The sequence below is a fragment of the Robertmurraya dakarensis genome (assembly GCF_900156875.1).
Taxonomy (GTDB): Bacteria; Bacillota; Bacilli; order Bacillales; family Cytobacillaceae; genus Robertmurraya; species Robertmurraya dakarensis.
In genome coordinates this window covers 39,007-52,702 of sequence record NZ_LT707403.1, presented here as the reverse complement: position 1 = coordinate 52,702, position 13,696 = coordinate 39,007, and the positions used below count along the sequence as shown (strand labels likewise).

The window sequence follows — 13,696 nt, the reverse complement described above, 5'->3', positions numbered from 1 at the left end:
GTTCTACCACTGAACTACTTCCGCAGGGTATTTATATTTACTAATGCGGGTGAAGGGAGTCGAACCCCCACGCCTTGCGGCGCTAGATCCTAAGTCTAGTGCGTCTGCCAATTCCGCCACACCCGCATAATGATAGAAAGTTTTGCATTTACAAAAACTTTGGTGAGCCATGAAGGACTCGAACCTTCGACCCTCTGATTAAAAGTCAGATGCTCTACCGACTGAGCTAATGGCTCACGAATAATGGTGCCGGCCAGAGGACTTGAACCCCCAACCTACTGATTACAAGTCAGTTGCTCTACCAATTGAGCTAGGCCGGCTTAATATAGTTATAATTAACATGCGGGATTAAACGTTGCAAAACGTCATCCTGATCTCAGAATGATTATTCAAGCAGCAGCTCGATCAGTATGCTGAAGCTTAAGCAGGATGCTTATTCGGTCGTGCTCTACCAATTGAGCTAGGCCGGCATGAATTATTTTCACTTCGTGAAAAAATCATGGTGGAGGATGACGGGATCGAACCGCCGACCCCCTGCTTGTAAGGCAGGTGCTCTCCCAGCTGAGCTAATCCTCCATATTGTAAGTGACTGTCAATATCCTAATCCTCATAAGAACATAGTCTCTAAAAACGACTTTTTCATTTTAGCAAATGCGTTGTAAGAAGTCAAATATATTTTAAAATACAAATTATTCTATTACAACAACAGATAATAATATATCACTATCATTTGCCACATGCAAGATCTTTTTCAATTAATTTTTGAACAATATTTAAACAATAAAAAAGCAGGAGATCATTTCGTGTTGATCTCCTGCTTAAGTAATTGATATAGAATTAACGATGACGCATTAATGGGAATAATAATACATCTCGGATAGATGGAGAGTTTGTTAATAACATAACTAGACGATCAATTCCAATCCCTAATCCGCCAGTCGGTGGCATTCCATATTCTAACGCCTCGATAAAGTCATCATCCATCATATGTGCTTCATCGTTTCCTTCTTCACGTTCTTTTAACTGCGCTTCAAAACGTTCGCGCTGATCAATAGGATCATTTAACTCAGTGAAGGCATTAGCATGTTCTCGCGCTACAATGAATAATTCAAAACGATCTGTAAAGCGTGGATCATCTTCATTCTTTTTAGCAAGCGGTGAAATTTCAACAGGGTGTCCGTATATGAACGTAGGCTGGATTAACTTCTCTTCAACTTTTTGTTCGAAGAATTCATTAACAATATGGCCATATAGCATATTGTCTTTAATTTCAACACCATGCTCCTTAGCCAATTGTTGAGCTTCTTCCTTGCTCATTTCTTTCCAGAAGTCTACTCCTGTATATTCCTTAATGGCATCAACCATATGAAGTCTCTTCCATTCAGGCTTTAAATTCACTTCGTATTCACCGTACTGAACAGTCGTTGTACCTAAAACCTCTTGAGCAATATGAGCAATTAAGTTTTCAGTTAAACTCATAATATCTCGATAATCAGCATAGGCTTCATATAATTCGATCATTGTAAACTCAGGGTTATGTCTAGTAGAAACTCCTTCGTTACGGAAGACACGTCCAATTTCATAGACCTTTTCAAGGCCGCCTACAATCAAACGCTTCAAATGCAGCTCGATAGCGATCCTCATATAAAGCTGCATATCTAATGCATTGTGATGTGTAATGAATGGACGAGCAGAAGCTCCCCCTGCAATTGCATGCATCATTGGAGTTTCAACTTCAAGGTAACCATTGTCATCTAGATAACGTCTCATCGCTTGGATAATACGGCTTCTAGTGATAAAAGTTTTCTTACTATCTTGGCTGGTAATTAAATCAAGATAACGTTGACGATAACGTTGTTCAACATCCTTTAAGCCATGGAACTTTTCAGGCAGGGGACGAAGGGCTTTTGATAGAAATACAAATTCTTGAACCTTAACAGATAACTCGCCAACTTTTGTTTTAAATAAAGTTCCAGTGACACCGATGATATCACCTAAATCAGCGCTATCAAATATGTCATATTGCTCATCGCCTACAGCGTCTTTACGGATATAGATTTGTATTTGCCCAGTAAGATCTTGAATATGCGCGAACCCCGCTTTTCCTTTGCCGCGCTTAGTCATAATACGTCCAGCAAGAGTAACAGAAACTTCTTTTCCGTCAACCTCTTCCTTTTCCATATCGCCATATTGTTCTACTAGATTCTCAGCAAAGTCCGTACGCTCAAAACGTTTTCCAAAAGGATCTAATCCTTTTTCGCGCATTTGCTGCATTTTATCCCGTCTAACTCTCAACTGATCATTTAATTCTTCATGACTCACTTTCATCAACTCCATTAATTTCAATCTTCTATATGTAAAGTGATTTCCTTACCTATTAAAGCACATACTATATTATTTTACACAAATCAGCGTAAACAGACATCATAAAATTGTTTTAAATACAATAAAACTGCCAATATAGACTGGCAGTTTCTTTTATAATATTAAAGAAAGATGCATAAGAAGTCAAATTCACCCAACCTGAACTTGATTTCTTTCCTTCTCCTCTATATCAAGAACTAGACCATTTAATAATGTTACAAGGTCTTCTCTTGTATCACATTCATTGATTGCATTTCGTACTTTAGCATTTCCTTTAATCCCTTTTAGATACCAAGCAGCATGTTTTCTCATTTCTCGAACCGCAATAAATTCATCCTTAAGCGCAATTAAACGATCTAAGTGAAGGATACACACATCAATCTTTTCCCGTACAGATGGCTCCTCCATTAATTCGCCCGTTTCTAAAAACTTAACAGTACGGTAAATCATCCATGGATTACCTAAAGCCGCACGCCCAATCATGACACCATCGCAGCCCGTTTCATCTAACATGCGTTTTGCATCTTCAGGCGTTTGGACATCACCATTTCCGATTAGAGGAATATTAATAGATTGCTTTACTTCGCGAATAATTTCCCAGTTCGCAGTCCCTTCGTACATTTGGACACGTGTTCTACCGTGAAGAGAAACAGCCTTCCCGCCTGCTCGTTCAACCGCTTGCGCATTCTTAACAGCAAAAATATGTTCATCATCCCAACCCATTCGCATCTTAACGGTAACTGGCTTTTCAACAGCATCCACTACTGCGGCCACCATCTCATAGATCCTGTTTGGATCCAACAACCATTTTGCACCAGCATCACATTTTGTGATTTTAGGGACTGGGCATCCCATATTTATATCAATGATATCAGCGTTCGTATTTTGATCTACAAATTTAGCTGCTTCCACAAGAGTTTCTTTTTCCCCACCAAAAATTTGAAGGCTAAGCGGCTTTTCTTGTTCATCAATATACAGCATGTTCATCGTCTTTTCATTTTTAAAGACGATTCCCTTGTCACTCACCATTTCAGCGCAAACTAAGCCCGCACCAAACTCTTTTACCGTTAATCGAAATGCTGAGTTACATACTCCCGCCATCGGAGCCAATACAACGGGATTCTTCATTTCAATATCGCCGATCTTTAACATCTTTAAGCCTCCATATAAAAAGTGTTCTATGTTAATCTTGTTCTGAAGAAGGTTCTAAATCATTAATACTTATACTAAGCTCTTTAGCAACCTGTTCAATCAATTCATTAGAAGGCAAACGATTTCCACGTTCAACCTCTCCTAAAATAGACACAGAAACTCCTAGCCTTTGGGCTAAGCTTTCCTGTGTATAACCTTTTAATTTGCGAAAAGCGCGAATACGTCTTCCCCATTTTTCTGCTTCCATATTCGAACCCCTTTTCGATCTGGTATAGCATCTAGGTAGGACTGTAACAACCAGCCTGTCCCTGGCATCTTAATTCCAGGATTTATCTCTAACAGCGGAATAAGTACAAACAAACGTTCGCGCATCCGTGGATGTGGAACAAAAAGTTTCTCTGATTCAATATTTTCTTGATTATATAGTAAAATGTCAAGGTCTATAATTCGTGGACCCCATTTAATTTCCCTTTTTCTCCCAAGTGAATTCTCAATATTATTGCACACATCTAATAGTTTTAAAGGTGTTAATGTAGTTTTTATCCCAATTACCATGTTTAAAAATGGATCTTGATCAGTATAACCTACAGGATCTGTTTCGTACACAGATGAAATATCTTCTAGTTTTATACCCGGATCTTCCTTTAGTAAAGTAATCGCATTCGTTAAGTTCTGATACCTGTCTCCTATATTTGTGCCTAGTGATATATATGCTCTATTCTTCAAATCGGTCTACTCCTTGTTATTTCAACAGCAACAGATTCGTAATGTCCCGGAATAGGCGGATCAGGTTTTATGACCTTTACCGTGCATGACTGGACCAATTGGTAAGTAGAGAGAACCACTTCTGTAATCTTCTCTGCCAGTGCTTCAACCAGCTTGAATGGTTTACCTTCAACAATATCTTTGCATGTCGTGTAAAGCTCTCCATAGTTAACAGAAAACTCAAGCTGATCACTTTTTCCGGCCTTTTTTAAATCGATTTCGACTGATAAATCAACAATAAAGCGCTGACCTAAACGAGTTTCCTCTGGAAAAACTCCATGATATCCGTAAAACTCCATTTTATTTAGATAAATCTTATCCATTTATTTGATCCTTTCCGATTAAAGCATCCATCATTTTCGCCATTCTGCTGATTTCCTTAACATCGTGGACACGAACAATCTGACAGCCTTTTTGAATCCCAAAACAAACCGTAGCGCCTGTCCCTTCCATCCGTTCGTTAACAGGCAATTTCAAGACTCCCCCAATCAGCGACTTTTTTGATGTACCGAGGAGCACAGGATAGCCTATTGAAACCAGCTTATCCAGGTTTCTCATCATTTCAAGATTTTCGGAGAGATCCTTCGCAAAACCAATACCGGGATCTAGAATAATTTTCTCATCCTTCACCCCTGCATTTTTTACGATTTGGATAGACTCATAAAGGTCATTCAAAACATCCCGGTAAAAAACCTGATAATCCTGATTGTCGCGATTATGCATCAGGATTATTGGTGCATCAAATTCTGCTGCTACCTTCGCCATATCTGGATCTGCTTTAGCTCCCCAAATATCATTGATAATATGAGCACCAGCTTCTAATGACTTTCTCATTACTTCGGCACTATACGTATCTACCGATAATGGAACCTTCACTTCTTTTGAGAGTGCTTCAATTACAGGGATAACTCGTTCTATCTCTTCCTCAACAGATACCTTTTCATAACCTGGACGTGTAGACTCACCGCCAATATCAATGATATCAGCTCCATCCTCGACCATCCTTTTTGCATGTTGTACCGCTTTTTCAATTGAGTTATGTTTTCCTCCATCTGAAAATGAATCAGGAGTAACATTCAAAATTCCCATTATAAGTGTTTTTTTATTAAATTCTAATTTATATGGTCCTGCTTCAATAACATCGTTTTGCGTTTTAATCACCATTGTACTTCCTCCAATTTGCCAGTTTTATACTAGTTATTAACTAGTCTGTCTCCTTGTTATAGAAAAATCCTCAAAAGACTTGCATGAAATCAATAAAAAGAAGCAATAGCCCTTTGACCATTGCTTCTAATTATAAACTTTTTATAGTTTGAAAACATTAATTTCAGTCAAATTGATATAACGCTGTACTTAAGTAACGTTCTCCGTTGTCAGGAAGGATAGCGAGAACTTTCTTACCTTTTCCAAGTTCTTTTGCAACCTTAAGAGCTGCTGCAATCGCCGCACCTGATGATATTCCGCAAAGAACTCCTTCTTCATTTCCAGATTTACGAGCCGTTTCAAACGCTTCATCATTTGAAATTTTAATTACTCCATCATAAACCTCTGTATCAAGAACAGAAGGAACAAAACCTGCTCCAATTCCTTGAATTTTATGAGGACCTGGGTTACCTCCAGATAATACTGGGGAATCAGTTGGCTCTACCGCATAGATCTTAATATTTTGGTATTTTTCCTTTAACACTTGACCAGCACCAGTAATGGTTCCACCTGTACCAATTCCAGATACAAATGCATCTAGGCTGTCACCCATTTGTTCGACAATTTCTTTACCAGTTGTTCTGCTATGAACTTCTGGATTAGCTGGGTTTTCAAATTGCTGAGGCATGAAGTATCCATTTTCTTTCACAAGTTCTTCTGCCTTTGCAATTGCACCTTTCATTCCATCTGCTCCTGGAGTTAAGACAAGCTCAGCACCATAAGCGCGAAGTAGGTTACGACGTTCTAAACTCATTGTATCCGGCATAACTAAAACAGCCTTATATCCTTTTGCAGCTGCAACCATCGCTAGTCCAATTCCAGTATTCCCACTAGTTGGTTCAACAATAGTAGAGCCTGCTTTTAATAGCCCTTTTTCCTCAGCCGCTTCGATCATCGCTAGCGCAATACGATCTTTCACACTGCTTCCTGGGTTAAAGTATTCTAACTTAACATACACATCTGCACTATTTTCGTCTGCAAGGCGATTTAATTTTACAATTGGAGTCTGTCCTATTAGCTCAGTAATTGAATTTGCTATACGTGCCATACCTTCCACCTCTTAATCCGAGTATTTTTATTGGTTTAATTAAAATTTACCAGTACTATGTAATGATGTCAATCTTTTTGTTTAATAAATTCACAAATTACTGTTAAATTCACAAATTCGTAATAATTATCTTTTAAAAAAACACGAGCCATGATAGCTCGTGTCTTGCTTATTCTTCCCCATAATACCATTCAACATTTATTTCATTCCAAAAAACTTCTGCAGCAGTAGTGCCTTCCATTTGTTCTAAAGCCATTTGTCTGCGGATATCTCCTTTTACTTCTTTAAAGGAGTAATCCTTTCCTTTTATTGTTTCATGAAGCAAAACAATGACAAAGCCTTCTCCTGTTTGAAATGGCTTACTCCATTCCCCTTGTTTCATCTTCTGAATAACTTGGAAATAGTTAGATGGTATAAAACTATCACCTTCACGTATATAACCCAAATCTCCACCTTGTGCTGCACTAAATTCATCGATTGATCTTTCCATTGCCAATGTAGAAAAAGAGGAGCCAGACTTAAGTTCCTTAAAAGTCTGTTCTGCATCATCTTTTGTTTTTACGACGATATGAGAAATATGATATGAGGTAGGGATGGAAAAGAGACTGCGATTTTGTTCGTAATAACGCTCCAGTTCTCCATCAGAAATAACGACATCCTTTGTCATGATTTCTTCAAGCATTAAACTATACTCAATCTGCTTTTTCCATTCCTCTTCGTTTGATGTTTGATCATCTGCTGTTCCATACATGGTTTTTACTAAATGGAGTTCTCGTTCTATAGCTGTTTCGGGTACCTTTATGCTATATTTTTCCGCCATTGCATTTATAACCTTCTGGTTAATTAAGTCCTCTAAAACATCTTTCCCGAACCGCTTTTCTATTTCACTCAACCAGTTAGCTCTAGTAATTTCCTCATTGCCAACTGTTGCAACAACCTCATTACTTCCAAGCCCTATTCCTTGCTTTGTTAAGAAAAAAGCAACTGTCAGGCAATTTACCAAGATTAATCCGGATATGATGACCCAAAGCTGCTTTTTCTCCAACCCTTTCTCCCCCTAAATTATTCTTTATCTATTTAAACATCTTGCAAATAAGATAAAATAATTATTTTGCTTCCTCGATAAGGGTTCTTAGCTCTTCTCCGCTAAACTGATATTTTTCATTACAAAAATGACATTGTGCCTCAGCTTTACCATCTGTTTCAATCATATCTTGTATCTCTTCTTTACCTAAACTTACAATAGCATTTGAAAATCGATCTTTTGAACATGTACAACGAAAAGAAACTGGCACAGTCTCAAGGATTTTAACATTTCCTTCTCCTAGTACTTCCTCTAAAATCTCTTCAGGTGTTAATCCCTTCTCAATCAACTTTGAGATTGGAGGTATTCTTTTAAGATGATTTTCAATATCCGTAATGGTTTCTTCCTCAGCACCTGGCATTAATTGAATAATGAAACCACCAGCTGCAAGTATTGTGTTGTCTGGATTAACTAAGACACCAACCCCAACTGACGACGGAACCTGTTCAGACGTAACAAAATAATAGGTGAAGTCTTCACCAAGCTCACCAGAAACAATTGGAACTTGTCCAGTAAAAAAGTCTCTTAAACCTGTATCTTTCACTACTGATATAAAGCCTTCTGTTCCAACTGCACGGCGAACGTCCAGCTTTCCGTGTTCATTAAGATCAAAATGGGTTTGTGGGTTTGTGACATATCCCCTTACCTCACCCTTAGCATTTGTATCAACTAATATGACACCAAGAGGTCCGCCGCCTTCAACCTTAATAGTGAGTTTATCGTCTCCTTTGAGCATAGACCCCATCATAATTCCCGCTGACATCGTTCTGCCCAATGCTGCTGAAGCTGTTGGCCAAGTATAATGACGTTTCTGTGCTTCAGCCACTGTTTCCGTGCTTCTAACAGCATAAGCACGCACTTGACCGTCGTAAGCTAGAGCTTTTACTAGATAATCCTTCATTCTTTAACTCCTTTCAAGCTGCAAATCATGATTGTTTTATTTTTTTAGGTTTTCCATATTTCGTTTATAAATAAGCTGAAGTCCCTTTAAAGTTAAAAAAGGATCAACAATATCAATTACATGTGATTCTTCAGCTATTAACGGAGCGAGTCCTCCCGTGGCAATAACCATTGGTTTTTCCTTGCTTTGAGTCTTCATTCTTTGCACAATTCCTTCTACTTGACCGACATAACCGTATAAAATACCTGCCTGCATCGCAGAAACTGTATTTTTACCAACTACCCCTTCAGGACGTGCAATTTCAATGCGCGGAAGCTTTGAAGCACGCGTATACAGAGCTTCTGTCGAAATATTAATACCTGGTGCAATCGCCCCACCCATATATTGTTTGTGCTCATTGATGTAGCAATAGGTTGTTGCCGTACCAAAATCCACAATGATAAGCGGGCTTCCATACTCATGTAGTGCTGCAACTGCATTAACGATTCTGTCGGCACCAACTTCTCTTGGATTTTCATACTTAATGTCTAAGCCCGTTTTCATGCCAGGTCCAACGACCAAAGGCTTAATGTCAAAATAGCGATTACACATTCTCTCAAGCGCAAACATAATTGGAGGCACAACAGATGAAATAATGATTCCATCAATGGAAGTAAACTCAAGGCCTACATGACTAAATAAACTCTTAATCATCATGCCGTATTCATCCTCCGTTTTATTACGGCTTGTTTCAATTCTCCAATAGTGCTTTAACTCATCCTGATCATATACACCTAAAACCATATTAGTATTTCCCACATCAAAAACAAAAATCAACAGTCTCACCACTTTATATTAATTTTTAAAGTATTTTCATAATATGCAAACATCATACCATATATAGATCCCGCTTGTGTATAAATCTATCAGCCATTTTTAAAAGCAAAAGAGTGCCTGTAACAGGCACTCTAATTAAAATTAAGATTTTTTCTTATCCTCGTTATCTGATGAAGCATTATCAGCGGAATCTGCTTTAGAATCACTCTCTTCCTTAGAGTCCTCTGCATCATCCTTTTTAATGCTGATGTTTACTTTAACATCCTCATTATTGTCCGACTTCTCGATGCTGACTGGAGTGGAAGTTCGATCAGGGAGTTTACCATGCTCAACTAAATGTTTAATTTGCTGCGCATCTAATGTTTCCACTTCAAGCAATGTATTTGCAATAATATCGAGTTTATCGCGATTTTCAGTCAAAGTCTTTTTCGCTTTCTCGTAGCACTCTTTAATGATACGTTGAATTTCAAGGTCAATTTCATACGCAATCGCATCTGAGTAATTTTGTTCATTGTTAATGTCACGGCCTAAGAATACTTGACCACCTTGTGATTGACCAAATTGAAGCGGTCCGAGCTTATCACTCATACCAAATTCAGTAACCATACGGCGAGCAATTCCTGTTGCACGTTGGAAGTCATTATGTGCTCCTGTACTTACTTCACCGAAGACAATTTCTTCCGCCACACGTCCGCCGAGTAATCCAACAATTTTATCAAGAAGCTCTGGTTTTGTCATGAAATAACGATCTTCCTTTGGAAGCATAACGGCATATCCGCCGGCTTGACCACGTGGCACGATTGTTACTTTATGCACCATTTCCGCATCTTCAAGGACGACACCAATAACGGTATGACCAGCTTCATGGAAAGCAACAATTCTTCTTTCTTTTTGAGAAATAACTCTGCTTTTCTTAGCTGGTCCGGCAATGACTCGGTCCGTTGCTTCATCAATATCTTCCATATCGACTTTTTTCTTATTTGAACGAGCCGCCACCAGAGCAGCTTCGTTTAATAAGTTTTCTAAATCTGCACCTGAGAATCCAGGAGTACGTGCCGCAATCGCTTTTAAATCTACACTATCAGCCAAAGGCTTATTTCGCGCATGAACCTTTAGAACTGCTTCACGACCATTTACATCTGGACGGTCAACCGTGATTTGACGATCAAAACGGCCTGGACGTAAAAGCGCTGGATCAAGAATGTCTGGGCGGTTTGTCGCTGCAATGATAATGATTCCTTCATTAGCTCCGAAACCATCCATTTCTACAAGCAATTGGTTTAGGGTTTGTTCACGTTCATCGTGACCTCCGCCAAGTCCAGCTCCACGCTGGCGTCCAACCGCATCAATTTCATCAATAAAGATAATACAAGGTGCATTTTTCTTTGCATTTTCAAAAAGATCACGTACACGGGAAGCCCCTACACCGACAAACATCTCAACAAAGTCTGAACCACTAATAGAGAAGAACGGTACGCCAGCTTCACCAGCAACAGCTCTCGCAAGCAATGTTTTACCAGTCCCTGGAGGTCCTACAAGCAAGACACCTTTTGGAATTCTAGCCCCAAGTTCGGAAAACTTACGCGGATCCTTTAGGAATTCTACCACTTCAACAAGCTCTTGTTTCTCTTCATCTGCCCCCGCAACATCCTTGAAGCGGACTTTCTTCTTTTCATCATTGTAAAGCTTCGCTTTACTTTTACCGAAATTCATTACACGGCTTCCGCCGCCTTGAGCTTGGTTTAAAAGGAAGAAGAATAAAATAAAGATTATGACAAACGGAATAATGGAAGTAAAGAATGTTACCCAACCGCTTGTTTCTTTAGCAGGCATGACTCTTACCTTTGATGCCGCTGCTGCCTCGTCTACCTTTTGCAGCAATTGCTCGCTATTCCAAACATATGTTATGAAGACCTTGCCTTCCTCATAGTTCGCGAGTCTGCCTCGTACTTCATAAACACCTCTTTCAGGCTGTATGGATAGCTCCTCGACCTCACCAGCTTCTAGGTGTGTAACAAATTGATCATACGACATTTCTTCTGTTGGCTCATTACTGCCGTTGAAAAAGCTTACAACACCAATAATGACTAAGAAGATTAATAAATAAAATATGGTATTACGAAAAATCCGATTCATCCCTTACCTCCTCCCACGGTAAAACAAACTATAGTAAATAGTATCATAGTAAATTATGTCAGTACAAGAATTTACCCTCTAAATACCGCTATTATCCGATTATTTAGGACATAATGTTTTCCAGTGTTTTAATTTATTCTTTACTCTTCTTTATTAGTGTATACTTCAGGCTTTAACACTCCGATATAAGGAAGGTTACGGTACTTTTCTGCATAATCCAAACCATATCCTACTACAAATTCATCTGGAACAATGAAGCCTACATAATCCGCCTTAATATCAGCCTTTCTTCCAGTTGGTTTATCAAGAAGCGTGACAATCTTAATTGACTTTGCTTTACGATAACGGAAAAGTTCAACTAAATAACTTAAAGTTAAGCCGCTATCAATAATATCCTCAATAATTAATATGTTCCTTCCTTCAACTGAAGTATCTAAATCCTTAATAATCTTCACTTCACCAGAAGAAACTGTAGAATTCCCATAACTAGAGACGTCCATAAAATCCATTTCGAGATATGTATCGATCCTCTTAAGAAGATCCCCCATAAATGGCATAGCCCCTTTTAGAACCCCAATGACTAATGGAAACTTGTCATCATACTCTTCTGTTAAATGTGCTCCTAATTCCTTGATTTTCGTTTGTAATTCTTCTTCTGTTATTAGAACCTTTTCAATATCATTTTTCATGTTTTGTTGTTCCCCCTAGAAGATCTTTGCAAGAATATGTTAAAAGAATTTTTCTTAGTTTACCCGTTTTTTCCGCAGTTTTAACACTAGCTTTTCGAAGTCCTGGTATCCAAATGATCTGACCAAAGCTATCAGTTACAATAGGCCAGCTATTCCGCTTATGTATTGGTACTTTCTGGTCAATAAAAAGATCCTTTACTTTTTTAGATCCTTTCATACCCTTTATTTGAAGACGGTCACCATTTTCCCTTGTTCTAACCTTTATAGGTAATTGACTTTCATCAATTGAAAAAGCAAAGGAAAAACGATCGTTGTCCTCTATATCATGATGTGTATATTCCATTTTAATTCTGTCACCGCCCGGCAATACTACTTCACCAGGTTCGTTTATTTCCAAGAAATAAGAGCTGACTTCAGATACAGAATAAAATTGGAAATGACACTCTTGATAAGTACGTACAACTTGTAAATCTTCTGGAAAATCCAATGTACCTGATGGATGAGGACTGTTTAATAAAGAGAAAACCTGGTCAATATGTAATGCGGATAGTGATGCAGGACGTACTTTATAAAGATAGTTTAATATTAGTTGAATCCCTCTTCTTTGTAAAGAAATTGGCATCAGTAGAAATGCCTCTACGTCAATAGTAATCTTATCCTTTGTCCTCTTCTTCATTACCATATTCATTTTATCTGCCGTTAATTCCTGCAGAAAAATTTCATCACTCTCTAAATCCTCACTGAAACGCTGAAAATGTTCATGAACCTTTGGATTTTCTTTTTTTAAAAAAGGCAGTACTCTCTTTCTAAAACGATTTCTACTGTAAATTTCCTCTTCATTACTCGGATCCCGTCTTGGGTCTAAATGATGATGGAAGCAGTATGTTTCAATCTCTTCTCTGTTAAGACAAAGAAACGGTCTAAACAATTCTCCTTCTTGAATTGTTCTTGAAAAAGGGATCCCAGCTCTAGCTTTCCCTGTTCCCCCTCTTGTTAATCTCATTAATATCGTTTCAATTTGATCATCGCCATGATGACCTAATGCCAATAAAGGAAACCGATATTTCTTAAGAATTTTATGAAAGAAGGAATACCGGCATTCCCTTGCAGCAGATTCTGGACTTAAGCCGGTTTGTTCAATAAACTTAGGGACATCTATCTGAGTCCATTCAATCGGGATATTTCTATTTTTGCAAAAATCCTTCACAAACTGCGCTTCCTGTTCGGATTCTGCACCTCTGAACATATGGTCGACGTGACATGCAACAATCTTTAAGTTCCAATTCTTCTGCCTGCTCCAAAGAAAATGAAGTAAAGCTAGTGAATCAGGACCTCCAGATACCCCGACCACGATCCCTTTATCTCTAAGATTGAAATTTTTCCTGCGCAGAAAGGCTTCTACCTTTGTTTCTAACATCAAAAACTCTTCCTTTAAAATTGCTAATTAATATTTTCCCACTACATACTATAACAAAAGCGATTGAAACAAGGAAATAGAATCAGCAAGTTAATAGTATAAATACGACCGAAAAGTCTTA

At 38.3% G+C, this 13,696-nt stretch carries 13 protein-coding genes and 4 tRNA genes; all 17 read right to left on the bottom strand.

Features of this window, described 5'->3' with window-relative positions:
• Nucleotides 1-44: 44 nt before the first annotated feature.
• Nucleotides 45-126: transfer RNA gene (locus CZ487_RS00365), tRNA-Leu, on the bottom strand.
• 34 nt (nucleotides 127-160) lie between these two features.
• Nucleotides 161-236, bottom strand: a tRNA-Lys gene (locus CZ487_RS00360).
• Between the two features lie 8 nt (nucleotides 237-244).
• A tRNA-Thr gene (locus CZ487_RS00355) sits at nucleotides 245-320 on the bottom strand.
• A 180-nt stretch (nucleotides 321-500) separates the two neighbouring features.
• Nucleotides 501-576 (bottom strand) — tRNA-Val (locus tag CZ487_RS00350).
• 261 nt (nucleotides 577-837) lie between these two features.
• Entirely contained in the window at nucleotides 838-2,328 is a 1,491-nt protein-coding gene (lysS, locus tag CZ487_RS00345) for a lysine--tRNA ligase (protein WP_474090871.1), read from the bottom strand.
• Between the two features lie 186 nt (nucleotides 2,329-2,514).
• Nucleotides 2,515-3,516, bottom strand: coding sequence for a tRNA dihydrouridine synthase DusB (gene dusB / locus CZ487_RS00340; protein ID WP_077210372.1), 1,002 nt, complete (start codon nucleotides 3,514-3,516; stop codon nucleotides 2,515-2,517).
• 31 nt (nucleotides 3,517-3,547) lie between these two features.
• Nucleotides 3,548-3,763, bottom strand: coding sequence for a helix-turn-helix domain-containing protein (locus tag CZ487_RS00335; protein WP_077210371.1), 216 nt, complete (start codon nucleotides 3,761-3,763; stop codon nucleotides 3,548-3,550).
• Nucleotides 3,715-4,242, bottom strand: a complete 528-nt coding sequence (folK, locus tag CZ487_RS00330) for a 2-amino-4-hydroxy-6-hydroxymethyldihydropteridine diphosphokinase (RefSeq protein ID WP_077210370.1) — start codon at nucleotides 4,240-4,242, stop codon at nucleotides 3,715-3,717. Before folK ends, CZ487_RS00335 begins: the two co-directional genes overlap by 49 nt.
• Nucleotides 4,239-4,604: a dihydroneopterin aldolase gene (folB, locus tag CZ487_RS00325; RefSeq protein ID WP_077210369.1), complete on the bottom strand. Its 366-nt coding sequence runs from the start codon at nucleotides 4,602-4,604 to the stop codon at nucleotides 4,239-4,241. The genes folK and folB overlap by 4 nt, the downstream gene beginning before the upstream one ends.
• Nucleotides 4,597-5,445, bottom strand: a complete 849-nt coding sequence (gene folP / locus CZ487_RS00320) for a dihydropteroate synthase (protein WP_077210368.1) — start codon at nucleotides 5,443-5,445, stop codon at nucleotides 4,597-4,599. The genes folB and folP overlap by 8 nt, the downstream gene beginning before the upstream one ends.
• 163 nt (nucleotides 5,446-5,608) lie before the next feature.
• Nucleotides 5,609-6,532 carry a cysteine synthase A gene (gene cysK, locus CZ487_RS00315; RefSeq protein WP_077210367.1) on the bottom strand — a complete coding sequence of 308 codons (924 nt, stop codon included), beginning with the start codon at nucleotides 6,530-6,532 and terminating at the stop codon, nucleotides 5,609-5,611.
• 169 nt (nucleotides 6,533-6,701) lie between these two features.
• Entirely contained in the window at nucleotides 6,702-7,577 is an 876-nt protein-coding gene (locus CZ487_RS00310) for a peptidylprolyl isomerase (RefSeq protein WP_077210366.1), read from the bottom strand.
• Between the two features lie 61 nt (nucleotides 7,578-7,638).
• Nucleotides 7,639-8,517, bottom strand: a complete 879-nt coding sequence (gene hslO / locus CZ487_RS00305) for an Hsp33 family molecular chaperone HslO (RefSeq protein WP_077210365.1) — start codon at nucleotides 8,515-8,517, stop codon at nucleotides 7,639-7,641.
• Between the two features lie 36 nt (nucleotides 8,518-8,553).
• Nucleotides 8,554-9,333: a type III pantothenate kinase gene (locus tag CZ487_RS00300; RefSeq protein WP_077210364.1), complete on the bottom strand. Its 780-nt coding sequence runs from the start codon at nucleotides 9,331-9,333 to the stop codon at nucleotides 8,554-8,556.
• Nucleotides 9,334-9,474: 141 nt separating this feature from the next.
• Nucleotides 9,475-11,469 (bottom strand): ATP-dependent zinc metalloprotease FtsH, encoded by a 1,995-nt coding sequence (gene ftsH, locus CZ487_RS00295; protein WP_077210363.1) that lies wholly within the window; start codon nucleotides 11,467-11,469, stop codon nucleotides 9,475-9,477.
• A gap of 140 nt (nucleotides 11,470-11,609) precedes the next feature.
• Nucleotides 11,610-12,158, bottom strand: coding sequence for a hypoxanthine phosphoribosyltransferase (gene hpt, locus CZ487_RS00290; protein WP_077210362.1), 549 nt, complete (start codon nucleotides 12,156-12,158; stop codon nucleotides 11,610-11,612).
• The gene (gene tilS, locus CZ487_RS00285) at nucleotides 12,148-13,575 is read right to left on the bottom strand and encodes a tRNA lysidine(34) synthetase TilS (protein ID WP_084783091.1); all 1,428 of its coding nucleotides are present in this window, start codon (nucleotides 13,573-13,575) and stop codon (nucleotides 12,148-12,150) included. The genes hpt and tilS overlap by 11 nt, the downstream gene beginning before the upstream one ends.
• Nucleotides 13,576-13,696: the final 121 nt, after the last annotated feature.